Origin of the sequence: Sphingomonas sp. GC_Shp_3, from assembly GCF_026540945.1 — a bacterium.
GTDB lineage: Bacteria > Pseudomonadota > Alphaproteobacteria > Sphingomonadales > Sphingomonadaceae > Sphingomonas.
Genome location: NZ_JALNUT010000001.1, coordinates 474,895 through 498,243 on the forward strand (window position 1 = coordinate 474,895; position 23,349 = coordinate 498,243).

The 23,349-nt window shown below is 65.3% G+C and carries 21 protein-coding genes; 11 read left to right on the plus strand and 10 right to left on the minus strand.

Going from position 1 to position 23,349, the window contains the following annotated elements:
• Positions 1-22: 22 nt before the first annotated feature.
• The 4 genes from rsmA to lptD all read right to left on the minus strand — a co-directional run bounded on the left by rsmA (position 23) and on the right by lptD (position 5,556).
• The gene (gene rsmA, locus OXR00_RS02350) at positions 23-844 is read right to left on the minus strand and encodes a 16S rRNA (adenine(1518)-N(6)/adenine(1519)-N(6))-dimethyltransferase RsmA (RefSeq protein ID WP_267386430.1); all 822 of its coding nucleotides are present in this window, start codon (positions 842-844) and stop codon (positions 23-25) included.
• Positions 841-1,836 (minus strand): 4-hydroxythreonine-4-phosphate dehydrogenase PdxA, encoded by a 996-nt coding sequence (pdxA, locus tag OXR00_RS02355; RefSeq protein WP_267386431.1) that lies wholly within the window; start codon positions 1,834-1,836, stop codon positions 841-843. Before pdxA ends, rsmA begins: the two co-directional genes overlap by 4 nt.
• A 16-nt stretch (positions 1,837-1,852) precedes the next feature.
• Positions 1,853-3,190: a peptidylprolyl isomerase gene (locus OXR00_RS02360; protein ID WP_242146310.1), complete on the minus strand. Its 1,338-nt coding sequence runs from the start codon at positions 3,188-3,190 to the stop codon at positions 1,853-1,855.
• Between the two features lie 128 nt (positions 3,191-3,318).
• Positions 3,319-5,556 carry an LPS assembly protein LptD gene (gene lptD, locus OXR00_RS02365; RefSeq protein WP_267386432.1) on the minus strand — a complete coding sequence of 746 codons (2,238 nt, stop codon included), beginning with the start codon at positions 5,554-5,556 and terminating at the stop codon, positions 3,319-3,321.
• A 227-nt stretch (positions 5,557-5,783) separates the two neighbouring features.
• Between lptD and OXR00_RS02370 the strand changes: the two genes are divergently transcribed.
• From OXR00_RS02370 to ndk, 3 genes are all read left to right on the plus strand, one after another.
• Positions 5,784-7,256 (plus strand): leucyl aminopeptidase, encoded by a 1,473-nt coding sequence (locus tag OXR00_RS02370; protein ID WP_267386433.1) that lies wholly within the window; start codon positions 5,784-5,786, stop codon positions 7,254-7,256.
• A 19-nt stretch (positions 7,257-7,275) separates the two neighbouring features.
• Positions 7,276-7,716 (plus strand): DNA polymerase III subunit chi, encoded by a 441-nt coding sequence (locus tag OXR00_RS02375; protein ID WP_267386434.1) that lies wholly within the window; start codon positions 7,276-7,278, stop codon positions 7,714-7,716.
• Between the two features lie 130 nt (positions 7,717-7,846).
• Positions 7,847-8,269, plus strand: coding sequence for a nucleoside-diphosphate kinase (gene ndk / locus OXR00_RS02380; protein WP_267386436.1), 423 nt, complete (start codon positions 7,847-7,849; stop codon positions 8,267-8,269).
• A 41-nt stretch (positions 8,270-8,310) separates the two neighbouring features.
• On the opposite strand, the gene OXR00_RS02385 is transcribed toward ndk, so the two are convergent.
• From OXR00_RS02385 to purM, 4 genes are read right to left on the minus strand one after another with little or no spacing between them, the layout of a single operon-like run.
• The gene (locus OXR00_RS02385) at positions 8,311-8,937 is read right to left on the minus strand and encodes a hypothetical protein (RefSeq protein ID WP_267386437.1); all 627 of its coding nucleotides are present in this window, start codon (positions 8,935-8,937) and stop codon (positions 8,311-8,313) included.
• Positions 8,934-9,311 (minus strand): MmcQ/YjbR family DNA-binding protein, encoded by a 378-nt coding sequence (locus OXR00_RS02390; RefSeq protein WP_267386438.1) that lies wholly within the window; start codon positions 9,309-9,311, stop codon positions 8,934-8,936. Before OXR00_RS02390 ends, OXR00_RS02385 begins: the two co-directional genes overlap by 4 nt.
• Positions 9,308-9,874: a phosphoribosylglycinamide formyltransferase gene (gene purN, locus OXR00_RS02395; RefSeq protein ID WP_267386439.1), complete on the minus strand. Its 567-nt coding sequence runs from the start codon at positions 9,872-9,874 to the stop codon at positions 9,308-9,310. The genes OXR00_RS02390 and purN overlap by 4 nt, the downstream gene beginning before the upstream one ends.
• A 28-nt stretch (positions 9,875-9,902) precedes the next feature.
• A complete protein-coding gene (gene purM, locus OXR00_RS02400; RefSeq protein ID WP_267386440.1) occupies positions 9,903-10,994 on the minus strand; it encodes a phosphoribosylformylglycinamidine cyclo-ligase in 1,092 nt (363 codons plus the stop codon).
• A 62-nt stretch (positions 10,995-11,056) separates the two neighbouring features.
• On the opposite strand from purM, the gene OXR00_RS02405 reads away from it, so the two are divergent.
• Genes OXR00_RS02405 through OXR00_RS02420 form a run of 4 tightly spaced genes read left to right on the plus strand, consistent with a single transcriptional unit; the run spans position 11,057 to position 16,612 of the window.
• Positions 11,057-12,319 (plus strand): heavy-metal-associated domain-containing protein, encoded by a 1,263-nt coding sequence (locus tag OXR00_RS02405; protein WP_267386441.1) that lies wholly within the window; start codon positions 11,057-11,059, stop codon positions 12,317-12,319.
• A complete protein-coding gene (locus OXR00_RS02410) occupies positions 12,316-12,948 on the plus strand; it encodes a DnaA/Hda family protein (protein WP_267386442.1) in 633 nt (210 codons plus the stop codon). Before OXR00_RS02405 ends, OXR00_RS02410 begins: the two co-directional genes overlap by 4 nt.
• Positions 12,948-15,125 carry an RNA degradosome polyphosphate kinase gene (locus OXR00_RS02415; RefSeq protein ID WP_267386443.1) on the plus strand — a complete coding sequence of 726 codons (2,178 nt, stop codon included), beginning with the start codon at positions 12,948-12,950 and terminating at the stop codon, positions 15,123-15,125. Before OXR00_RS02410 ends, OXR00_RS02415 begins: the two co-directional genes overlap by 1 nt.
• 2 nt (positions 15,126-15,127) lie before the next feature.
• Complete coding sequence (locus OXR00_RS02420; protein WP_267386444.1) at positions 15,128-16,612, plus strand: Ppx/GppA family phosphatase; 1,485 nt, start codon at positions 15,128-15,130, stop codon at positions 16,610-16,612.
• A 12-nt stretch (positions 16,613-16,624) separates the two neighbouring features.
• Here the strand turns inward: OXR00_RS02420 and rnd are convergent, their stop codons facing one another.
• Complete coding sequence (rnd, locus tag OXR00_RS02425) at positions 16,625-17,806, minus strand: ribonuclease D (RefSeq protein WP_267386445.1); 1,182 nt, start codon at positions 17,804-17,806, stop codon at positions 16,625-16,627.
• Between the two features lie 113 nt (positions 17,807-17,919).
• Here rnd and aspS point away from each other — a divergent pair, with 113 nt between their 5' ends.
• Genes aspS through OXR00_RS02440 form a run of 3 tightly spaced genes read left to right on the plus strand, consistent with a single transcriptional unit; the run spans position 17,920 to position 21,597 of the window.
• The gene (gene aspS / locus OXR00_RS02430; protein WP_267386446.1) at positions 17,920-19,713 is read left to right on the plus strand and encodes an aspartate--tRNA ligase; all 1,794 of its coding nucleotides are present in this window, start codon (positions 17,920-17,922) and stop codon (positions 19,711-19,713) included.
• 51 nt (positions 19,714-19,764) lie between these two features.
• Entirely contained in the window at positions 19,765-20,547 is a 783-nt protein-coding gene (locus OXR00_RS02435) for a polyphosphate kinase (RefSeq protein WP_267386447.1), read from the plus strand.
• A 36-nt stretch (positions 20,548-20,583) separates the two neighbouring features.
• The gene (locus OXR00_RS02440) at positions 20,584-21,597 is read left to right on the plus strand and encodes a cell wall hydrolase (RefSeq protein ID WP_267386448.1); all 1,014 of its coding nucleotides are present in this window, start codon (positions 20,584-20,586) and stop codon (positions 21,595-21,597) included.
• 36 nt (positions 21,598-21,633) lie between these two features.
• Here the strand turns inward: OXR00_RS02440 and OXR00_RS02445 are convergent, their stop codons facing one another.
• Positions 21,634-22,263, minus strand: a complete 630-nt coding sequence (locus OXR00_RS02445; RefSeq protein WP_267386449.1) for a carbonic anhydrase — start codon at positions 22,261-22,263, stop codon at positions 21,634-21,636.
• A gap of 121 nt (positions 22,264-22,384) precedes the next feature.
• On the opposite strand from OXR00_RS02445, the gene lipA reads away from it, so the two are divergent.
• Positions 22,385-23,341: a lipoyl synthase gene (gene lipA / locus OXR00_RS02450; protein WP_242146328.1), complete on the plus strand. Its 957-nt coding sequence runs from the start codon at positions 22,385-22,387 to the stop codon at positions 23,339-23,341.
• Positions 23,342-23,349 lie beyond the last annotated feature (8 nt).

The following is a 23,349-nucleotide window of genomic DNA, read 5'->3' on the forward strand; positions in this document are numbered from 1 at the left end:
CGGGGCAGCAACGCTGCGGTGTTCACGACCCGACCTTGGCTGCCAAAGCGGCGAACTCCGCAACCGAGATGGTTTCCGCACGTCGCGCCGCGTCTATGCCGAGCGACTCCAACGCGGCCAGTGCACCGGGGACCGGCTTGAGACTCTGACGCAGCATCTTGCGACGCTGACCGAACGCAGCCGCCGTCAGCCGCTCGAGCACGCCGAGGTCAACACCGTGCGGCGCTTCGGCCGGCACGATGTGGACGACCGCCGACATGACCTTGGGTGGCGGTGTGAACGCCGAGCGGTGCACCGGCATCGCCAGTTTGGCGGTACTGCGCCACTGCGACAGGATCGCGAGGCGGCCGTAGGCATCATCGCCGACGCCGGCGACGATCCGCTCCGCGACTTCACGCTGGAACATCAACGTCAGGCTCTGCCACCACGGCGCCCAGTCCGTGCTGAGCCAACGTACCAGCAGCGCAGTGCCGATGTTGTACGGCAGGTTCGAGGCAATGTGCGGCTTGCCTTCGAACAGCGATGCCGCATCTATCTCCAGCGCATCGCCCTCAATCACGCGTAGCCGGTCGGGGTAGGCTTCGCCCAGTTCGGCAAGCGCCGGAATGCAGCGATGGTCCCGTTCAATCGCGGTCACCCGCGCACCCGCTGCAAGCAGTGCCCGCGTAAGGCCACCGGGGCCGGGGCCGATCTCCAGCACTTCGGCGTCCGTCAGGTCGCCGGGAACGCGCGCGATGCGGGCGAGCAACTGCGCGTCGAGCAAAAAGTTCTGGCCAAGCGCCTTGCTCGCGGCAAGGCCGTGGCGCGCGATGACATCGCGCAGGGGCGGCAGATCGGGCGTCACGCCGTCGCTGCCGCGCGCCGTGTCGCAGCATCTGCCGCCATTGCGATGGCGGCGATCATTGCGCCTGGCTCTGCGATGTTCTGGCCGGCGATGCCGAAGGCGGTGCCGTGATCGGGCGAGGTCCGCACGATCGGCAGGCCGAGCGTGATATTCACGCCCTCATCGAAGTGCAGCGTCTTGATCGGGATCAGCGCCTGATCGTGATAGCAGCACATCGCCGCGTCATAGCCAGTGCGGGCGCGCGCGTGGAACATCGTGTCGGCGGCGAATGGGCCGGTCGCATCGATCCCCTCGCTACGCAGCAGCTCGATCGCGGGGATCAGGATATCGACTTCCTCGCGGCCGATCTTGCCGCTCTCACCGGCATGCGGGTTGACCCCCGCGAAGGCGAGACGCGGGTTGAGAATGCCGAAATTGCGCATCAGGCCGCGCGCGGTCGCACGACCCTTGGCGGCGATCAGCTCGATCGTAAGCTGCCCGGGCACCGCGCTCAGCGGGATATGGGTGGTGATCGGCACCACCCGAAGGTCCGGGCCGGCCAGCATCATCACGGCATTCTCGCCGGCGATACCGCACCGCTCCGCCACGAATTCGGTTTGGCCCGGGTGGGTAAAGCCGATCTGGTACAGTTGAGCCTTTGAAACGGGCGCAGTCACCAACGCGCCCGCTGCGCCGGACCGCACCAGCCCTTGCGCGAGTTCAAGCGCGTGCAGCGCACATCGTGCGCCATCGACATCTGGGTGCCCCGGCACAATCTCGCCGCCATCGGCGACGCCCAGCACCGGAAGTCCGCGGTCGAACGCGGCTGCGGCTTCGGCTGGTTCGCGAATCTGACAGATCGGTCCTTGCCATACCGCCTGCACCGCGCGCGCGTCCCCGACCGCAAAAAACGGTGGCAGCGCATGCCCGGTCCGTCGCTCCCATGCCTTGGCGATGATTTCCGGACCGATTCCGGCCGGATCGCCCATCGAAACGGCGAGCGGCTGGATCATCGGCGTAGCTCTCTGTTCAACGATATTCGATGATGGCGTCACGGCGCAGATCGCGCAACATCTGCTGCGCGCGGCGGTTGACGCGCTGCTGCTCCATCTGGTCGCGGATCTGGTCGACACCCGGCAGAGCCGTGTTCATCTTGGGATCGTCACGCCCGCAAAGTACCAGCGCGCGCACGCCATCCTTCTGCGATCCGAACGGAGGTGTCGCTTCGCCGACCTGCAGTTTGAGAAGGATGTCCTGAAGCTGGGTCGGCAGATCGCGGATCTTCACCGCGTCGTTGTCGACCACGTCCGCACCGATCGCGCTGGCGACCTTGGCAACGCCGCCGCAACCATGGATGCTGCCAAGTTCCTTGGCGAACTGCGCGACCCGCGCGTTAGCGTCCGCCTGGGTAAGGCCGGCGGCGAACTTCACGCTCACCTGCTTGAGCGAGAGGCGGGCGTCACGTGGATCGGCTTCGAGCACCTTGCGCTTGTCCACCAGATACAGGATCGAAAATCCGCCTGGAACCTCGATCGGTCCGGCGATCTGACCGACCTGCATCTGCTTCGCGGCTTCGACGAGGCTTTGCGGCAGGGCGCTGAGCTGGCTTTGCGACAGCCAGTCGAGATCGCCGCCCGTGCTACGCGTCGAGGATTCCGAAAATTGCGCGTAATATTCAAACGGCTTCGTGCCCTTTTGAATATCCGCGATCATCTGCTTTTCCTGCTCGAAAACCTGCTGCTGGCGTTCTGGCGAAGCGGAAAGATAGATTTCCTTGAGGTGATATTCTTCGCTGCCCTTGTTCTCTTCCATCCGCTTGAGGATCAGCTTGATCTCCTCATCGCCCACGTTGACCATCGGCTCGACGCGACGGCGCAGATAGCCGCTCCACGCCAGTTCCGCCTCAATCTGGCGGCGCAGCGACCGGTCGGACGATCCCGACTGGCGCAGGAACGCGCGGAATTCGGCGGTGGTCTTGCCGAAATTGGCGGCGACGCGGTTGAACGCCTGATCGATCTGCTCCTTGGAGATCGTCACCTCGTTCGCCTTGGCGTCCTGAATCTGGAGCGTCTCGTCGATCAGCGAGCGTAGCACCTGGAGCTTCAGCCGCTCCTTGTCCTCGTCGCTCAGCTTCAACTGGTTCGCGGCCATGATAAGCGCGACGCGCTGGTCGACGTCGGTGCCGGTGATGACACTGTCGTTGACGATCGCGGTCGCCTTGCGGACGTTTGGATCGACCTTGCCGAAAATCTGCAGATTGCTCGGGATATTGAGCGAGGTTTGTGGTGTGCTGTCGTCAGCGACGGTCTGCGCGATCGACGACGCCGTCATCGACATCGCCGCGAGCGCGACACCGGTATATCCCATGATGCGGCTTAAACGGGCCGCCTTGATCGACGCATGCTTCACTTGATCACTGTCCCATCCCCGCGCGGAATCGCGCCCGCGGCACCGCGCGGCACTCGTAAAATCGTCGATCGCACCTGAACCATCGCTTAGCGGCCAAGGTTCTTGAACGCCAGCGTCAACAGGAAGCTGTTGCCTGCTTGCGCATCGCCGGTGTTCCGATAATCGCGCTTCCACGTCAATCCGAGGCGGAGGCAATCGTCCTCATACTGGAAACCGAGCCGATGGCGGACCGGGCTGAAGCCGTCGGCGATTGATAGCGGATCCTCCTTCCGGTCGGTCAGGTCGACGACAGTCGAGCCGAACACCGACCAGAACCGTGTGACCTGCACACGACCACCGACCCGGGCCTCCTCACGGTCCTGAAGATCCTCGATGATCGGCCTGATGTTGCGGTTGAGGCGCAGGTAGCCAAGCAACAAATACGTACTGCGCGAGCCGATCGTGGCATCCACCTCGTTGCGGCGCAGCGCGAACGTGTCCTTGTCGAGCCGGTAGCGGAAGGCCAGCGAGAAGATGTCATGGAAGCGCACGTCGGTCCGTCCGACGATATCCGAGAAACGGTCGGTCAGCCCGGTGCCATCGAGAAACAGGCTCGGCCGTTGATCCAACCGGTAGCTTTGGCCGATGTTGGCGGCGACCGACAGGCCGGGCAGATCTACCGCCCAGTCCGCGCCATAGGTGATGCGGCTCGAATCCTCGAAGCGATCGTAGCCGGGGAAACGGTTAAGCGCGAACAGATTGGAATCCTCGAGATCGATCGCGCGTGCGTCCTCGTTCGGGATATTGATGTTCGCGATCTGCGGCGAAGCGACGATCTGGACCCGCGGGGTCAATCGCTGCGTACCGCTGAGGAAGGTGCCGATGAAGGGCCACTTCACGTCCACGGCAAGCGCACCGATCGCGCGTGTCTGCCAACCGTCGAGCCCGCGATAGCTGGCGATATCGGTCGAGCCGACGTCGCTGGCGTGATAGACGTCGCCGCGACCAAAGGCTGTGAACGTGACCTCCTGACCCCAAGGCGTCAGCTTGCGCAGATCCCACTGAAAGCTGGCGAAAGCGCGCTGCGTATCCTGCCCTTCAGTTCGCGATATGGCCAGGCTGTTCGCCTGCAACGATACCTTGCCGCCGAGGATGCCATCGTTGAAGCGATAGCGCCAATCGATCTCAGGCAGCGCGATCGGCTGCTGACCCTGACTGTCGTTGGCGCGCAACGTCTGCACGTACCAGCCGGTGATCGCGAAGTACGCATTGGGGCTGATCCGCTCCAGGCTGGCGGTCGAACGCAGTCTGTCGTCGCGCGATATGTCGTAGCGCCGCAGGAACGTCTTGTCGCTGGCGTAGCGCAGCGATCCCGACAGGCTCCAGTTTTCGCTAAGCTGAAAGTTTGCGACACCGTCGACATAGCCACGCAGCGCGCTTTCGGTGGAAAGCGGCGCGGTGGTTTGCAGATCGTCGCTGCGCCGGCTGACGGTCACATAGCCGCCGATCCGGTATGCACCGTGATCGGTCAATGCGCTGAAGTCGGTGTGCAACATCGGCGCGGTGGCAGTGAACAGCATCGGCGTCACGACGAGACTGCGGTTCGGGCCAAGCGCGACGTTATAGGGTTGCGCGATCTCGAACCCGTTGACCCGGTCGTACCGCGCATCGGGCGCTAGCAGGCCGCTCTGGTTGCCGCCACCCACCGCGTTCGAGAACGCCGGTAGCGGCAACGTAGGCAAGCCGAACAGGTTTATACGCGCGCCCTTATAATAGATGCGCTGCCGGTCCGGCCGATACGTGACGCGTACCGCGGTAATCTTCCACGACGGCTCCTTCGGGCAGCCGCTCGACGTAGCGACCGCGCACGGCGTGTAAGCCGCGTCTTCCATCGTAACCGTTTCGTCGGGTGCGCGTGTTCCCTTGCGCGCGGCAAGACGGCCGCCATGTTCGAGAACGATCAGCATGTTGTCGACCACGCCGTCCTTCAGCGAATCAGTCAATTCGATCGAATCGCCATAAGCGGTGTCGCCGCCGGGATTGGTAACGACGACGTTGCCGTTGGCCATGACCTTGCCGGTTGTGCGGTTCCAGACCACCTTGTCCGCGCGTAGCCGGTCGCCCGTGCGGTACATGCGGACGTCGCCGGTGGCGGTGACGGTGTCGTCGCTACCTTCGTAATCAAGCGAATCCGCACTGAACTGAACCTGATCGGCGCCCGCGCTCGGCGTTGCGGATGGCGGCGGCGGGGCGATGGCGCGCGTTTGCAGATCCTGCGCGTGCGCTCCGGCGATCGGGACGGCAAACGGCAGCGCGCAGGTGGCAAGAAAGAAGGAACGCTTCACGTCGGCACTGAACCCCGGTGTCCGCGCGAATGGCGGTGAATGATGCTGCCCTATCGCACCGGCGCGGCGATGCTGCAACGGCACTGCTCACGAACGGCAGACGGGGCATCGTTTGGCTTTGCGCCCGCTGCGTTCGCATGCTTGCGCCAGCACGCGTGTTGCCGCGCCCGGCCACCCTCCCTAGATATGGCGGTAGATACAATGAACATATTTGAGGCTTCGTCCGTATGAAGATCGCGTTTTCCGCCGCAACTCCCGATGCCAACACGCCGCTTGCCCTGACGATCGAGAAGGACGGTCTTTCGCGCCTCGCCTCGTCCACGCTGGACGTTGCCACGATCGCTCTGGCGCAATCTGCGGCGCGGGCGAGTCGTTTCGAGGGGGAAGCGGGTGGCGTGGTCGAACTGTTCGTCGCGAACGGCGGAGAGGCACGTCGCTTGCTGCTGCTCGGCGTGGGGGCGGGCAGTGAGGTTGATTACGAACGTGCAGGCGGTGCTTTGACGGCGAAACTGCTTACCTCAGGCGAGACGGCGGTGGCGGTGGACCTCGGCAATTCAGCGCCGACGCCAGCGGCGGCCGCCCGCCTGGCTGCTGCCGCAAACCAGCGGGCGTGGCGGCATGACGCCTATCGCACGACCCTGCCGGCCAAGAACAAGCCGACGCTGATTAGCATCACGCTGCACCGCGCGCCCGATGGCGCCGACGCTGCGTGGGCGCGACAGGATGCTATAACGCAGGGCCTGGAACTGACCCGGACGCTGGTCGCGGAGCCTGCCAACATCCTCTATCCGCAAAGCTTCGTCGATCGTGTGCTCGCCTCCGTCGAGGGATTGGGGCTGGAGGCGACGGTACTCGGCGAAGCGGATATGCGCGAGCTTGGCATGGGGGCGCTGTTGGGCGTCAGCCAGGGTTCGCCACGCGAAGCGAAGATCCTCGCGCTGAAGTGGAACGGCGCAGGAGCTGGTGACCCTGAATTGGCGCTGGTCGGCAAGGGGGTGACGTTCGACACCGGCGGCATCTCGATCAAGCCCGCAGCCGGCATGGAAGACATGAAGTGGGACATGGGTGGCGCCGGCGCGGTGGTCGGCGCGATGAAGGCGCTCGCTTCGCGCAAGGCCAAGGCCAACGTCATCGGCGTTTGCGGTCTGGTCGAAAACATGCCCGACGGTAACGCGCAGCGTCCCGGAGACGTGGTGACGTCGATGTCGGGTCAGACGATCGAGGTCATCAACACGGATGCAGAGGGCCGGCTGGTGCTGTGCGACGTATTGACTTGGGTACAGCGTACGCACCGCCCGAAAACGATTGTCGATCTCGCCACGCTGACCGGCGCGATGATCGTTGCGCTCGGCACCGAACATGGCGGCTGCTTCGCCAACGACGATGCACTGGCCGATCAATTGCTCGCCGCGGGCAAGGCGACCGGTGACCTGCTGTGGCGCTTCCCATTGGCCGACGCGTACAACAAGCTGATCGATTCGCCGATTGCCGACATGAAGAACGTCGGGCCGCGCGGCGCCGGCTCGATCACCGCCGCGCAGTTCCTCCAGCGTTTCGTGGAGCCGGGAGTGCGGTGGTCTCACCTCGACATTGCCGGCATGGTCTGGTCCGACAAGGCGGGCGCGACCTATGACAAGGGCGCGACCGGATACGGCGTGCGGCTGCTCGATCGATTCGTCGCGAATCATTTCGAGGGCTGAACGACGGGGAAGGGGTGACGTGAAGGTTGATTTTTACCACCTGACCGTCACGCCGCTCGACCGCGCCTTGCCGCAAATCGCGGAGAAGGTGCTGTCGAGCGGTGGCCGGCTGCTGATCGTTGCAGAAAGTGAAACGCAGCGCGGTGTGCTCGATCGTTTGCTATGGACGTACAGTCCGGAGAGCTTCCTGCCACATGGCCAGGCGGGTGAAGTAAACGACGCGGATCAGCCGGTGCTGATCACGGCCGTCGCCGATGCGGGTAACGGCGCGCGCAATATCGCGCTGGTGGACGGCATGTGGCGCGATGCCGCGCTTGAATTCGAGCGGGCGTTCCATTTTTTCGACGATGATCGCATTGTCGAGGCGCGTGCCGCCTGGCGCGCGCTTGGCGACAAAGCGGATGTGGAGCGGCGTTACTGGAAACAGAGCGACAGTGGTCGGTGGGAGCAGGCAGCTTAGCCGTGTAACCGAACAGCGGCGGGCGGGTCGCGCTCCTGCGGAACTGGCACGTCCCGCCGCTTGCATCGCCAAGCGCGCACGACTAGGGAGCCGCGACTTCCCGCATTTCAACCACAGGAGCTTCTCGGTCATGGCCGCGAACCGCACTTTCTCGATCATCAAGCCCGACGCAACCCGCCGCAACATCACCGGCGCGGTCACCAAGATGCTGGAGGAAGCCGGCCTGCGCGTCGTCGCCTCCAAGCGCATCCACATGAGTCGCGAGCAGGCCGAGGAGTTCTACGGCGTTCACCGCGAGCGCCCGTTCTTCAACGATCTGGTCACGTTCATGATTTCCGGCCCGGTCGTCGTGCAGGTGCTGGAAGGCGAGAACGCCGTGCAGCGCAACCGCGACATCATGGGCGCGACCAACCCGGCCAATGCCGATGCCGGCACGATCCGCAAGGAACTCGCCGAATCGATCGAGGCGAACTCGGTGCACGGTTCGGACAGCGACGAGAATGCCGCGACCGAGATCGCGTTCTTCTTCAAGCCGGAAGAGATCGTCGGCTGATCTGAGTATTTGCGATCCCCGGCCTATGCCGGGGATCGTTGTTACGAAGCGACGGGCTTCGGCTTTTCCTTCGACCATACCGCATCGAGCCGCGCCGCCGAGGCGGTACGCTCGCGTAGCAGCATGCCTTTCAGCTTGAGAGTGTGACCGCCGAGCAGCTTGCCCTCGATGCTCCACACCACGTCGTAGATTGCGGTATCGGTACGCTGTTGGTCGCCATCCCAATAGCTTGCGCTCACCAGCACCGGCAGGCGACCGTCGCGCTTGTCCGGTCCATCCTTAGTGGCATCCACTAGCGCATCCTTGATCCATGCCGCTTCGATGTGCGGCGTGAGGATGCTGGTCTGCGCCGCGATGCCGAGTGCCCTGGGGAAACGAAAGTCGACGCTTTGCACGTCGTGCTCGGCATCTTTGAGCGCGAGACTTTCACCGCCATGCTCGGGCGTCGCGGACAGGCGGACGAGGGAGCGGGTGCGCGCCTCGGTAACTTTCTCGACCTGCTTCTCGTGATCATCGTTGCGGCGCTCCGAATAGGTCAGCCACAGGCCCGTCGCCGAGATCAGCAGCCCGGCCACGGCCACGATCTCCGCCAGCGTCACCCAGCGCTTGCGGATCGCCCGCGCCTCCGCGCGTTCGTTGGCGTTCGGCCTTGGTCCGGTACCGCTCACCGGCCGCCCGCCTCGAGCAGATCGCGCGGTGCCGCCAGTTCCCAACTCACCGCGACGCGATCGCCCACGCGGTCCCAATCGGTGGCGGCGCCGCTCAGCCGGATCGCTATCCAGCCGAAGGCGGCGAGTTCCGTGGGCAGACTATAAAGCTCTGGCTCGCTGTCGATAAGCATGCGCTGTTCCTCGGCACCGCTGGTGCGGACCACCGCTACCGTCTCGCCATCGCCGTGATGATCGTGCCAGAAATAGGCGAACATCTTGTCTTCCGCGACGACGAACACGGGTGCGCGATGCGACACGCGCTCGGCGGTACCCGGCATCGCGAGGCAGAGATCGCGAAGGCGGGCTAGGGCGGTTTCGGCGTCTTGGGTCATCGCGATACAAACTCGGCCAGAGTGCGGGGATACAGACGGTGTTCCTGTTCGAGCACGCGCGCGGCAAGCGCCTCGGGCGTGTCGCCGGGCAGGATCGGCACCTCGGCTTGCCCGAGCACATCGCCGCCGTCGAGTTCTTCGGTGACGATGTGGACCGAGCAGCCGCCGTGCGCGTCCCCCGCCGCGATGGCGCGGGCGTGCGTGTCGAGGCCCTTGTACTTGGGCAGCAGCGAGGGGTGGATGTTGACGATACGGCCGCGCCAGCGCGCGACGAAATCATCTGAAAGGAGGCGCATGTAGCCCGCCAGTGCGATCGTCTCGACCTGTGCCTCGCGCAAAGCGCTGTCGAGGGCTGCTTCGTATGCAGGCTTGCCGACATTTTTGGGGGCAAGCGCCCAGGTGGCGAGACCCTGCGCCTGCGCCCATGCGATTCCAGCAGCGTCCGGCTTGTCGCTTGCGATCAGCGCGACGCCGTAGGGGGCGTTAGGATCGCGTGCGGCCTCGACCAGCGCCATCATGTTCGACCCGCGCCCGGACAGGAGGATGCCGACCCGCTGCTTCATAGGGCCGGCGACAGCGGGACTCTGCCCCTCAGGCATTGTGCGTCGCCGACCACGCTTCGCGCGCGCTCCACGTTTCGATCCGGCCGCTGACCGTGCAGCCCCGTTCGCCAGCGACGATCTCGCCGATGCGCAGCACGGTTTCGCCCGCGCCTTCCAGCATCGCGGTCACGTCGGCCACCGCTTCGGCTGCAACCACCACCGCCATGCCGACGCCGCAGTTGAAGGTGCGTGCCATTTCGCCGGGTTCAATGCCACCTTGTGCTTGCAGGAACGCCATCAATCGCGACTGTTCCCAATCGTCGGCGTGGATCATCGCGTGCATCCCTTCGGGCAGCACGCGCGGAATGTTTTCGAGCAGGCCGCCACCGGTGATGTGCGCCAGCCCCTTGATCCGCCCGACGCGGAGTGCGGGCAGCAGGCTCTTCACGTAGATACGGGTCGGCGCCATCAATGCGTCGATCAGCAGCATGTCCATATCGAACAGCGCGGGACGGTCCAGCTTCCAGCCCTTGTCGGCGGCGAGGCGGCGTACCAGCGAGAAGCCGTTGGAGTGTACACCCGACGAGGCGAGGCCGAGCACCACGTCTCCAGCCGAGATCTCGCGTCCGGTCAGCACCCGGTCGCGCTCAACCGCACCGACGCAGAAGCCGGCGAGATCGTAATCGCCGGCTGCGTACATGCCCGGCATCTCGGCGGTTTCGCCACCGATCAACGCGCAGCCGGCCTGCAGGCATCCGTCCGCGATCGATGCGACGACGCGTTCTGCGACGCCGGCCTCAAGTTTGCCAGTCGCGTAATAGTCGAGGAAGAACAGCGGCTCCGCGCCCTGTACGATCAGGTCGTTGGCGCACATCGCGACGAGGTCGATGCCAACGCCGTCGTGGCGGTCGTGCTCGATCGCCAGTTTCAGCTTGGTGCCGACGCCGTCGTTGGCGGCGACCAGCAGCGGATCCACGAAGCCCGCCGCCTTTAGATCGAAGAATCCGCCGAATCCGCCGAGATCGGCGTCCGCGCCGGGACGGCGGGTTGCTTTCGCCAGCGGCGCGATCGCGCGGACGAGGGCATTTCCGGCTTCGATCGAGACGCCGGCCTGTGCGTAAGTATAAGGTTTGTCGCTCATGAACGCCGAGTAGACATATCCTGCTTGGATTTCCACGCCTGCTTCGCCAAAAGGGCGCCGACATGCCCTCGCGCCTTTCCCGCCCGTTCCAGTTGCTCATCGCCGCGACCTGTGTCGCCAGCGGTGGGCTGCTGCTTGCCCAGGATGCCTCGGCGCCCGTGCCCGCCTCCTCCGGTGCGATCGGCGACGGGTCGGGCAGTTACGAGGTCGGCGGCATCCGTGTCGACGTGAGCGCGGGCAACGCCGAGGCCGCGCGTTATGCCGGCTGGCGGCTGGCGCAGCGCAAGGGCTGGCAGATGCTGGCACAGCGGCTCGGCGCGAGTGTGGGCAGCGTGTCCGACGGGACGCTCGATTCGATGGTGTCCGGCATCATCATCGAGAAGGAGGAGATCGGGCCGAACCGCTATATCGGCCGCCTCGGTGTGCTGTTCAGTCGCGCGCGGGCGGGCGCGCTGCTCGGCGTGGCGGATCAGGAGCAACGCTCGACCTCGATGCTGACGATCCCGATCGCCTATTCCGGCGGCGCTGCAATCGCGTTCGAGCAGGATAACCCGTGGGTGCAGGCGTGGGGCCGGTTCCGCACCGGCAACAGCGCGATCGACTACGTGCGGCCAAGCGGCACCGGCAGCGATTCGCTGCTGCTCAACCTCGGCCAGACGACGCGACCGGGGCGGGCGTGGTGGCGCACCGTGCTCGATCAATATGGCTCGAACGACGTGCTGGTGCCGATCGTGCGGCTGTCGCGGCAGTGGCCGGGCGGGCCGATCATCGGTGCGTTCCAGGCGCGTCATGGGCCGGACAATCACCTCATTACGCATTTCACGTTGCGGGTCGGCAATGCCGATGCGTTGCCGCTGCTGCTCGACGAGGGCGTGAAGCGGATCGACGCGGCCTACCAGGCGGAATTGCGCAGTGGCGGGCTGCAACCCGATTCGAGCCTTGCCTACGTGCCGCCGGTCAATGCGACGCCGACTCCCACGCCTACGCCGACCGAGACGCCGACTGATCTGCCGGTCGTCCCGGGTACCGCGCCGATCACGATCGCGCCGGGCGATACCGCCACCGTGACGATCACCGTACAGGTCGATACGCCGGGCGCCGCTGCCGTCACTGCAACCGAGGCATCGCTGCGCAGCCTCGCCGGCGTGCGCAGCGCAGTCACCACCAGCCTCGCGCTCGGCGGCGTTTCGGTGATGCGTGTCGCGTTCGATGCGGACCCCGCGCTGTTCCGCGCCGAGCTTGAGGCAAAGGGCTGGACGGTGAGCGGCAGCGGCACGACCGTCCGCATCCGCCGTGCCGGCGCAACCGACGGTACCCCGGGGTGAGCGCACAACTGGCTTTGCCGTTCGAATGGCCGGCGGACCCGCATGACGATGAGTTTCTCGTAACCGAATCGAACCAGCGCGCCGTTCAGCAACTCGAGCAATGGACCAGCTGGCCGGTAGCGGCAGTGGTCATCACCGGCCCGCGCAAATCGGGGCGCAGCCTGCTCGCGCGGATCTTCGCCGCGAAGACGGGCGGACAACTGGTGGACGATGCCGAGCAGCAGGGCGAGGCCGACATCTTCCACGCGTGGAACCGCGCGCAGGAAACCCGCCTGCCGGTGGTGATCGTCGCCTATGCAGCCCCACCGGAATGGACAATCCGGCTGCCCGATCTGCGCTCGCGACTGGCGGCCAGCCCGACCGTGCGAATCGGTGCGCCCGACGAGGCGCTGATGCTGGCAGTGCTGGAGCGGCAGTTCTTCCGGCGCGGTCTCGACGCGCGGCCTGACCTGATCGAGTGGCTCGCCAAGCGGATCGAACGGACCCACGTCGCGTTGTTGCGGACGGTGGATGTGCTCGATGAAGCGGTGCTGGAAAGCCGCAAGCGCCTGTCGATCCCACTGGCGCGCGCTACCCTGACCGAAGCTGGTCTGATCGACGGTTTGCAACACGAACTGGCAGGATTCTGATGAACAGACCAGCGCATCTCGCCCGTCTCGACAATGACGAGGACCCGTTCGCCCCAATCGAGGGCACCGACCGGCTGTTCAACCGCGAGCTGTCGTGGATGGCATTCAACCGCCGCGTGCTGGAGGAAGCGCGCAACCCGGCGCATCCGCTGCTGGAACGGTTGCGCTTCCTGTCGATCTCGGGATCGAACCTCGATGAGTTCTTCATGGTGCGCGTCGCCGGGCTGAAGGGCCAGCAGTTGCAGGATGTCGACCGGCTCTCCGCCGATGGCCTCAACAGCAGCCAGCAGCTTGCTGCGATCGTCGGGGAGGCGGACGAGCTGATCGAACGCCAGCGCACCGTGTGGCGCGAACTGCGCGGCTTGCTGGCCGAGACCGGCATCGAAATTCTCACCTCGCGCACGATTGACGAGTCGCTCACAGCCGAGGAACTCCGCTGGCTGGAAACGCAGTTCCGCGAGCAGATCTTCCCGATCCTCACCCCGCAGGCGCTTGACCCCGCGCATCCCTTCCCGTTCATCTCCAACCAGGGGCTGGCGGTCATGTTCGATCTGGTGCGCCAGTCCGACGATCAGCCGATTCGCGAGCTGGTGATGCTGCCCGCGCCGATGCCGCGTTTTCTGCGCGTGCCGGGTGAGACGGTGCGCTACGTCGCAGTCGAATCGCTGGTCAAGCGGTTCGCGCCGCTGATCTTTCCGGGCTATCATGTGGTCGGCGGTGCGGAGTTCCGCGTGCTGCGCGACAGCGATATCGAGATCGAGGAGGATGCCGAGGATCTCGTCCGCTACTTCGCCAATGCAATCAAGCGGCGGCGGCGCGGGCGCGTGATCCGGCTCGAGCTGGAAAGCGGCATGCCCGAAGCGCTGGGCGCGGTGCTGCGCGAGGAATTGGGCGGGACCAATGCGTTCGTCACCGAAAGCGGCGCGTTCCTCGGCGTGGGCGATCTCAGCGCGCTGGTCGACGAGGATCGGCCGGACCTGAAGTTCCCGCCGTTCTCGCCGCGCTTTCCGGAGCGGATCCGCGAATTCGGCGGCGATTGCTTCGCGGCGATCAGCAGCAAGGACATCATCGTCCACCATCCGTATGAGACGTTCGAGGTTGTGCTCGCTTTCCTGAAACAGGCGGCGAACGACCCCGACGTGGTGGCGATCAAGCAGACGCTGTACCGCGCCGGCAAGCAGCCCGCCGTCATCAACGCGCTTATTACCGCCGCCGAAGCGGGCAAGTCGGTGACGGCGGTGGTCGAGCTGAAGGCGCGTTTCGACGAGGAGCAGAACCTGCTGTGGGCCTCCGCGCTGGAGCGAGCGGGCGTGCAGGTGGTGTATGGCTTCATCGACTGGAAGACGCACGCCAAGGTATCGATGGTGGTTCGCCGCGAGGCTGGGCAATACCGCACCTATTGCCACTTCGGCACCGGCAATTACCACCCGATCACCGCTCGCATCTATACCGATCTGAGCTTCTTCACCGCCGATCCCGAAATTGGCCGAGATGCCGCGCAGATGTTCAACTACGTCACCGGCTATATCGAGCCGACTGGCATGGCGAAGATGAGCCTTTCCCCGCGTGACCTGCGCCCGCGCCTGATGGCGCTGATCGATTCGGAGATCGCCAACGCGCTGGGCGGCAAGCCCGCCGCGATCTGGGCTAAGATGAACTCGGTGGTCGACCCGCAGGTGATCGAGAAGCTGTACGAGGCGAGCAACGCCGGTGTCGAGATCGACCTCATCATCCGCGGCATCTGCTGCCTGCGACCGGGCGTGCCGGGCATGTCGGAGAACATCCGCGTGAAGTCGGTGGTCGGGCGATTCCTCGAACACAGCCGGATCTGGTGTTTCGGCAACGGTGCCGAACTGCCGAGCGACACCGCCAAGGTGTTCATCTCCTCCGCCGACTGGATGCAGCGCAATTTCGACCGGCGCGTCGAATATATGCTGCCGATCGAGAATGCGACGGTGCACCGGCAAGTCCTCGACCAGGTGATGGTGGCGAACCTGATCGACAACGAACAGAGCTGGGAATTGCAGAGTGACGGCAGCTATGTGCGCGACGAACCGGGCGACCGGCCGTTCAACCTGCATCGTTACTTCATGACCAATCCGTCGCTGTCCGGACGCGGTACTGCGCTGACCGCGAGCGATGCGGTGCCCAAACTGTCGCTGCGACGTAACCGCTGAACATGGCGTTGTTCGGCAAAACGCCGGTGGCGCTCGAGCCGCGCACCGCCATCATCGACATCGGCTCGAATTCGATCCGACTTGTCGTCTATCAGGGACCGGCGCGATTGCCGGCGATCTTGTTCAACGAAAAGGTGATGGCCGGGCTGGGGCGTGGCCTTGCCGATACCGGCGCGATCTCGCCATCGTCGTTGCGCATGGCGGAGGATGCGCTGGACCGCTTCGCCGCCGTCGCCCGCGAAATGGAGGTCGATCAGCTTCGCACCGTCGCGACGGCGGCGGTGCGCGATGCCAGCAACGGCAAGGCGTTGCTGGCGATCGCCAAGGCGGCGGGACTGACGGTGGAGTTGCTGTCGGGCGAGGAGGAGGCGGTCGGCGCGGGCTATGGCGTGCTGTCGGGCATTCCCGATGCCAACGGCATCGTCGGCGATCTTGGCGGGGGCAGCCTCGAACTGATCCGCGTACGCGGTGGTGCGGTGCAGGACCGAGTTTCTTTTCCGCTCGGCGTGTTGCGTGTCGCGGCAATTCGGGGAGAGGGGCCGGGCGCGTTGCAAAGGCGCGTCACGAAACTCATCAAGGATGCCGGCTGGGCCGGGCGTGGCAAGGGGCTGCCGCTGTATTTGGTCGGCGGCTCGTGGCGATCGATGGCGCGGCTAGACATGCACCTTGGCGAATATCCGCTCCCGGTGATCCACCAATATGCCATGCCTCGCGCGTCGATCACGCGGATGGGACGAACGATCGCACAGGTCAACAAGGGCTGGCTGCGCGCCGTGCCGGGGTTGCAATCGGGTCGAGCGGGGTCGCTCGGCGATGCGACGTCGTTACTGGCGATTTTGCTCAAGCAACTGGGCTGCGAGCGTACGATTGTCTCCGCCTATGGCTTGCGCGAGGGGCTGCTCTATCAGGCGCTGGATGCCGAGACACGCGCACTCGATCCGCTGATCGTGGCGGCGCGCGACGAGGGCCGGCGGCATGGCCGTTTCGCCGAACATGGCGATTTGTTAGACCGGTGGATCGCGCCGCTGTTCGTGACCGATGCGCCGGCGATGGCGCGGCTCCGGTTGGCCGCGTGTCTGCTCGCCGATGTCGGCTGGCGCGCCAACCCCGATTTCCGGGCAGAGCGCGGTGTCGAGATCGCGCTGCACGGCAATTGGGTCGGCATTGATGCACGCGGGCGGGCGCTGATGGCGCAGGCGTTGTTCACCAGCCTCGGCGGTGGGATGGAGGCACCGGCCCCGGTCGGCGCACTGGCACCCCCCGCCGAGCTGAAACGCGCGATCGGCTGGGGGCTGGCGATGCGGCTCGGCCAGCGGCTGAGCGGCGGGCTGGAGGGGCCGTTGCGACGCACCCGACTCAGCGATGAGAACGGAGCGGCGGTGCTGACGATGCCCGCTGCCGACCGCGCGCTGTATAGCGAGGCGGTGGAGCGGCGGCATGCCGCACTGGCGACGGCACTCGGCCGAAAAGCGATCTTCTCGGCCTGAGGCCCGCCGCCGTTACTCGGTGACGACGGCCTCGGTACGGGTCATCTTGAGCTTGCCGTTCACCACTGCGAACGCAAGCCGGCCCTCAACCAGATCGAGCGCGTCGCGGCCGAACTGGTCGAATCGCCAGCCTTCGAGGATCGACAGCCCCTCGCGCTGCCCGGCGGCAAGCGCGTCGAGATCGTCACCGCGCGCGAGCAGCCGCGCTGCGACGTCGATATCGCGCGAACGGATCTTGAGCAGCAACTTGAGCAGGTCCGCCACCAAGGCGCCGTCCTTGCCAAGACCGGGCTTGCGATCGTCGCGCGCGGGCATTTCGTCCGCCGCCATCGGTTCGGCGTTCTCCAGCGCGGCCATCATCCGCCCGCCGATGTCGTTGGTCGCCCAGGTGGGGGACAGGCCGCGCACCTTGGCGAGATCCGCCTGCTTACGCGGCGGGTGACCGGCAATATCCGCGATCGTCTCGTCCTTGACGATGCGGCCGCGCGGCAGGTTCTTTCCCTGCGCCTCCAACTCGCGCCAGCGCGCCAAGGCCTTGAGGCGGCCGAGGATGTCGGCTTTGCGACTTGGCACGCGAATGCGCCGCCATGCCGTGTCGGGATCGTTCGCATAATTGGCGGGATCGCCGATTCGCTCCATCTCGATGTCGAGCCACGCGCCACGCCCAGTCTTGCGCAGGCGATTGAGCATCTTGGGAAAGATCTTCGCAAGATGCGTCACGTCGCCGATCGCATATTCGATCTGCCGCGCATCGAGCGGACGACGGCTCCAGTCGGTGAAGCGCGCGCCCTTGTCGACGCTGATGCCGAGATACGCGTCGACCAGGTTCGAATAGCCGATCTGTTCGCCCTGACCGAGCGCCATCGCCGCGACCTGCGTGTCGAACAGCGGGTAGGGGGTCTTGCCGGTGAGGTTGTAGACGATCTCGAGATCCTGCCCGCCGGCGTGGAAGACCTTCAGCACGTCCTCGTTATTGACCATCAGGTCGAGCAGCGGCGTCATGTCGAGGCCGGGGGCCATCGGGTCGATCGCCGCCGCCTCGTTCTCGTCGGCGATCTGGATCAGGCAGAGTTCCGGCCAGAACGTGTTCTCGCGCATGAACTCGGTATCGACGCAGACGAAGTCGGCTTCGGCGAGGCGAGCGCAAAGATTCGCGAGCGTGGCGCTGTCGGTAATGAGCGGATGGATATGCATCTTCACCCCTTAGCGAGGGATGCGCGCCTTGACAAAGGCGTGTCGTAAAGGGAGGTGCGCGACCATATTCCCAACGCTCCGCTTGGCCGGGGCGCAGACCGTAGAGACAGCACATGCACGCCTATCGCACGCACACTTGCGCCGAACTTCGCGCCGAACACGTCGGCCAGGAAGTCCGCCTGTCGGGCTGGGTCCACAAGAAGCGCGACCACGGCGATCTCGTCTTCGTCGATCTGCGCGACCATTACGGCATTACCCAGATCGTGACCGACGTGAGCGGCGCGGTTTTCGAGGTGATCGAGAGCCTGCGCAGTGAGAGCGTGGTGACGATCACCGGCACCGTCGTGGCGCGTGCGGGCGAGGCGGTGAACCCCAACCTGCCGACCGGCGCGATTGAGGTGCGGGCGACCTCCGCGGTGGTGCAGTCGGTCGCGCATGAACTGCCGATGCCGGTGGCGAGCGAGAACGAGTACCCTGAGGATATCCGCCTGCGCTATCGTTTCCTCGATCTGCGGCGCGAGCGGCTGCATGCCAACATCCTGCTGCGCTCGCAGGTGATCTCGTCGCTGCGCCAGCGGATGATCGGGCAGGGCTTCACCGAGTTCCAGACCCCGATCCTGACCGCGAGCAGCCCCGAAGGCGCGCGCGATTATCTGGTGCCGAGCCGGGTGCATCCGGGCAAGTTCTACGCGCTGCCGCAGGCGCCGCAGATGTTTAAGCAGTTGCTGATGGTGGCCGGGTTCGACCGCTATTTCCAGATCGCGCCGTGCTTTCGTGATGAGGATGCCCGCGCCGATCGGTCGCCGGGCGAGTTCTACCAGCTCGATTTCGAGATGAGCTTCGTCACGCAGGACGACGTGTTCGCCGCGATCGAGCCGGTGCTGCACGGCGTGTTCGAGCAATTCGCCGACTGGCAGGGCAAGGGCCGCACCGTCAGCCCGCTGCCGTTCAAGCGCATCCCTTACCGCGAATCGATGCTCAAGTACGGCAACGACAAGCCCGATCTCCGCAACCCGATCCTGATCTCGGACGTGTCGGCGCAGTTCGTCGGTTCTGGCTTCGGTCGGTTCGCGTCGATCGTAGAAGCGGGTGACGTGGTGCGGGCGATCCCGGCACCGGGCACGGCGGACAAGAGCCGCAAATTCTTCGACGATATGAACAGTTGGGCGCAGGGCGAAGGCTTTGCCGGGCTCGGCTACGCCACCCGAAAGGGCGGCGAATGGGGTGGCCCGATCGCCAAGAACCACGGCGAGGCGAAGATGACCGAGATGGCCGACGCGCTCGGCCTCGGCCCGGATGACGGCATGTTCTTCGCCGCCGGCAAGGAAGCGCAGGCCGCCAAGCTCGCCGGTCTCGCCCGCACGCGTGTCGCGGAAACGCTGGGATTGATCGACGACAAGCGCTTCGAGTTCTGCTGGATCGTCGATTTCCCGATGTTCGAATATGACGAGGACCTCAAGAAGGTCGATTTCAGCCACAATCCGTTCTCGATGCCGCAGGGCGAGATGGAGGCGCTGGAAACGATGAACCCGCTCGATATCCTCGCCTATCAGTACGACATCGTCTGCAACGGCGTGGAGCTGTCGTCTGGTGCGATCCGGAACCACAAGCCCGAGATCATGTACAAGGCGTTCGAGATCGCCGGCTATACGCAGGCCGAGGTCGATACCAACTTCGCGGGTATGATCAACGCGTTCAAGTGCGGCGCCCCGCCGCACGGCGGCTCCGCGCCGGGCGTCGACCGTATCGTCATGCTGCTGGCGGACGAGCCGAACATTCGCGAGGTCATCACCTTCCCGATGACGCAGAAGGCGGAGGATCTGATGATGGGCGCGCCGAACTTCGCCAGCCCCAAGCAGTTGAAGGAATTGCACATCAAGCTGGTCGACGGTCCGGGTACCAAGTAACGCTTTGACCGCCGCGCCGGAACTGTTCCGGCGCGGCGGGATTGAGCGGTGATGACCATCGATCTCAGAGATTACGAATCCGGTTCGGATTTCGACGGCGATTACGAGCACGCCATCACCAAGCTGCAAAAGCGGCTCGCGCACATCCAGGTCGCGCATATCGTCCACGGCAAGCGCGCGATCGTGCTGTTCGAGGGCTGGGACGCGGCGGGGAAGGGCGGCATCATCCAGCGGCTGACCGGCGAATGGGACCCGCGCAATTTCGAGGTCTGGCCGATCAAGGCACCGACCGACGCGGAACGCGACCGGCACTTCCTGTGGCGCTTCTGGCAGCGGCTGCCCGCCAATGGCGACATCGCCGTGTTCGATCGCAGCTGGTATGGTCGCGTGCTGGTCGAACGTGTCGAAGGCTATGCTTCCAAAGACGACTGGAAGCGTGGCTATGACGAAATCAACGCATTCGAGGCGCAGCAGGTCGAATCGGGCACGACGATCGTAAAGCTGTTCGTCCACACCAGCCAGAAAACGCAGGACAAGCGGCTCGCGGCCCGGCTCGACCATCCTTGGAAACGCTGGAAGACCGGGCTGGACGATTATCGCAACCGCGCCAAGCGTGACGCATATCTCGAGGCGATGCACGACATGTTCTGCCGCACCGATACACGCGCGGCGCCTTGGCACGTCGTTGACGGTAACCGCAAGAAATCCGCGCGGATTGCCGCTCTCACGCTGATTGCGGATGCGCTGGAGGCAGGCGTGGACATGACCCCGCCGGTGCTCGACCCGGAGGTTGAGAAAGTCGCGCGCGCCGCGCTGAAGGGCGAGTGTCCTTAACCGGAGCCTAAACCTTTCACGCTAAGCGTGTGCCGGATGAACTGGCGCCGCTTTTCCCTGTTGTCGTGTCTGCTGCTGATGCTGCCGGCGATCCTGCTCGCGCCATCCTGCACGCGCGCGCCGCGGATGCAGGTGGTGATGGACATCCCGCCGGTCGTCCGAGCGCCCGATCTGCTCAAGCGGCTCGCGCTCAACGTGCCGGGGGATGTGATCCACGCCTCGATGAAGGAGGACGCGACCGCGTTCGAGGATCAGGCCGCGCCTGCGTTCTTCGCGCAGGCACAGACCGCCGACGATGCCACCCGCGCTCTCGATTGCCTGACGGCGGCGGTCTATTACGAGGCGCGATCGGAAGGTGACGAGGGCGAACGCGCCGTTGCGCAGGTAGTGCTCAACCGTGTGCGGGATCGCGCGTTTCCGCGCAGCATCTGCGGCGTCGTATATCAGGGGTCGACTCGCCGCACCGGATGCCAGTTCAGCTTCACTTGCGATGGTTCGCTCAACCGGCCGATTGAGTCACGCGCCTGGGCGCGCGCGCGCGCGGTGGCGATGGGCGCGCTGGCCGGGTTGGTCTACGCCCCGGTCGGTTCGGCGACGTTCTACCACGCCAATTACGTGTCGCCGTGGTGGGCGGGCAGCATGAAGCAAGTCGCCTCGGTCGGCGCGCATATCTTCTACCGCTGGCGCGGTGCAATGGAGAATGCGCTGGCGTTCCGCCAGACCTACTCTGGGAGCGAGAGTCTGCCTGGCGACAGCACCCCGTTGTTAGCCGCGACCGACACCAGCGATTTCGCCCCGTCGAGCGCCGTGAATGGCGGAATCCAGGTGGTGGGTTCGGTGACGATCCACCGCAGCATGGGCGATGACACGCCTGCTCGTGCGATAACAGCTTCCCCGGCGGTCGCGGAGAGCGGTGTGGGAGGCGTGCGGGTGCATCGCGGCAACGCAGATCCATCCTCGGCGCCGATCCCGGCCATTGCCCAAAGTGAAGGCAAGCCGCGCCATATCACCGTTTCACAAGCGAGCATGGCGCGGGCAGACCCGGCCTGATCATCGGCAACCGAACGCGCCACCCTGCGGCGCTTCTCACGCGGGAGCGAAAGTGCCGTCGTCATTCATGACGTGCAACACCCCATCGGCGATGGCGAAATAGGCGCCGCGCAGCTTTAGCGTGCCCGCCGCCTCGCGCTCGGGGATGAAGGGGAAGGTGCGCAGGTTGGCAAGGCTGACGCGGACCGTCTCCAGCTCAAGCGCGCGGATCGCCTCCGGGCCGGTGCCGTGCTGGGCGACGATCCGGTCGCGCGCCGCGTCCAGCATGTCGACCCAGTGTGCGATGAAGCCTCCTTCGCCGGGTTCCTTGCCCTCGAAAGCATGGGTGAGGGCCGCCTTCACGCCACCGCAGGAGCCGTGACCCATCACCACCACATCGGTGACGTTGAGTTGTGTCACCGCGAATTCGAGTGCGGCCGAAACGCCGTGGCGCGACCCGTCGTGTTCGAATGGCGGGACCAGATTGGCGACGTTGCGCACCACGAAAATCTCACCGGGCGAGGTGTCGAAAATCTGCGAAGGATCGACCCGGCTGTCCGAACAGGCGATCACCAGCACGCGCGGCGCCTGGCCCTCGCGCAGTTCGGCCCAGCGTGCGCGCTGTCGCGTCCAGTCGACCACGCGGAACCGCTGATACCCGTCGATCAGATCGTCGAAACCGCTCATGCTTGCTCTCCAGGCAAAGTGATGGGCGGTTCCTAACGGCAAACCCGCGCTTCCGACAAGCGCAAGCGCGATGATGCGCCCGGCAGTTGTGGGGAGCCGCCTTGATCGCTATTTGACCCACATGAACGACATTACGCCGATCGCCCATCCTGCCCTGACGCCTGCCGAGCCGCGCCCCGAAGGACGACAGCGCAAACCGGACTGGATTCGGGTGAAGGCACCGATGGGTGCGGTGTATAACGAGACCAAGGGGCTGATGCGGCGGCTCGGCCTCAACACGGTGTGTGAGGAAGCGGCTTGCCCGAACATCGGCGAGTGCTGGACCAAGAAGCACGCCACGGTGATGATCTTGGGCGACACCTGCACCCGGGCCTGCGCGTTCTGCAACGTGAAGACCGGCATGCCGCGCGCGGTCGACAAGCTGGAGCCGCAACACACCGCCGATGCCGCCGCCGAACTGGGGCTGGAACATATCGTTATCACCTCCGTCGATCGTGACGATCTGCCGGATGGCGGCGCGTCGCAGTTCGTCAAGGTGATCGAGGCGCTACGTCGCACCACGCCGACGACAACGATCGAAATCCTGACGCCGGATTTTCGCAACAAGACGCAGGCTGCGGTCGAGTCGATCGTGACCGCCCGGCCAGACGTGTACAACCACAACCTGGAAACAGTGCCGCGCCTTTATCCGACGATCCGCCCCGGTGCGCGCTACTACGCGTCGCTGCGACTGCTGGAAAGCGTGAAGCGGCACGACCCGTCGATCTTCACCAAGTCCGGGGTCATGCTCGGGCTGGGTGAGGAGCGGCTGGAGGTGCATCAGGTGATGGATGACATGCGCTCCGCCGACATCGATTTTCTGACGATGGGGCAGTATCTCCAGCCGACGCCGCGCCATGCCAAGGTGATCGATTTTGTGACGCCCAAGGCGTTCGACGCCTATGCGCAGATCGCGCGCGCGAAGGGCTTCCTGCTGGTCGCATCCTCGCCGTTGACGAGGTCGAGCTATCACGCTGGGGATGACTTTGCCCGCCTGCGTGCCGCGCGGGAGGCAAAGCTGGCGATGGTGCGGGTGTGATGGCCGGG

Bases quoted from the DNA above. Each gene is read 5' to 3' on its own strand.
- pdxA (WP_267386431.1), bottom strand. From the start codon at position 1,836: ATGATCCAGCCGCTCGCCGTTTCGATGGGCGATCCGGCCGGAATCGGT.
- OXR00_RS02360 (WP_242146310.1), bottom strand. From the start codon at position 3,190: ATGGGATATACCGGTGTCGCGCTCGCGGCGATGTCGATGACGGCGTCG.
- OXR00_RS02370 (WP_267386433.1), top strand. From the start codon at position 5,784: ATGAAGATCGCGTTTTCCGCCGCAACTCCCGATGCCAACACGCCGCTT.
- ndk (WP_267386436.1), top strand. From the start codon at position 7,847: ATGGCCGCGAACCGCACTTTCTCGATCATCAAGCCCGACGCAACCCGC.
- OXR00_RS02390 (WP_267386438.1), bottom strand. From the start codon at position 9,311: ATGACCCAAGACGCCGAAACCGCCCTAGCCCGCCTTCGCGATCTCTGC.
- purN (WP_267386439.1), bottom strand. From the start codon at position 9,874: ATGAAGCAGCGGGTCGGCATCCTCCTGTCCGGGCGCGGGTCGAACATG.
- purM (WP_267386440.1), bottom strand. From the start codon at position 10,994: ATGAGCGACAAACCTTATACTTACGCACAGGCCGGCGTCTCGATCGAA.
- OXR00_RS02405 (WP_267386441.1), top strand. From the start codon at position 11,057: ATGCCCTCGCGCCTTTCCCGCCCGTTCCAGTTGCTCATCGCCGCGACC.
- OXR00_RS02415 (WP_267386443.1), top strand. From the start codon at position 12,948: ATGAACAGACCAGCGCATCTCGCCCGTCTCGACAATGACGAGGACCCG.
- OXR00_RS02420 (WP_267386444.1), top strand. From the start codon at position 15,128: ATGGCGTTGTTCGGCAAAACGCCGGTGGCGCTCGAGCCGCGCACCGCC.
- rnd (WP_267386445.1), bottom strand. From the start codon at position 17,806: ATGCATATCCATCCGCTCATTACCGACAGCGCCACGCTCGCGAATCTT.
- aspS (WP_267386446.1), top strand. From the start codon at position 17,920: ATGCACGCCTATCGCACGCACACTTGCGCCGAACTTCGCGCCGAACAC.
- OXR00_RS02435 (WP_267386447.1), top strand. From the start codon at position 19,765: ATGACCATCGATCTCAGAGATTACGAATCCGGTTCGGATTTCGACGGC.
- OXR00_RS02440 (WP_267386448.1), top strand. From the start codon at position 20,584: ATGAACTGGCGCCGCTTTTCCCTGTTGTCGTGTCTGCTGCTGATGCTG.
- OXR00_RS02445 (WP_267386449.1), bottom strand. From the start codon at position 22,263: ATGAGCGGTTTCGACGATCTGATCGACGGGTATCAGCGGTTCCGCGTG.
- lipA (WP_242146328.1), top strand. From the start codon at position 22,385: ATGAACGACATTACGCCGATCGCCCATCCTGCCCTGACGCCTGCCGAG.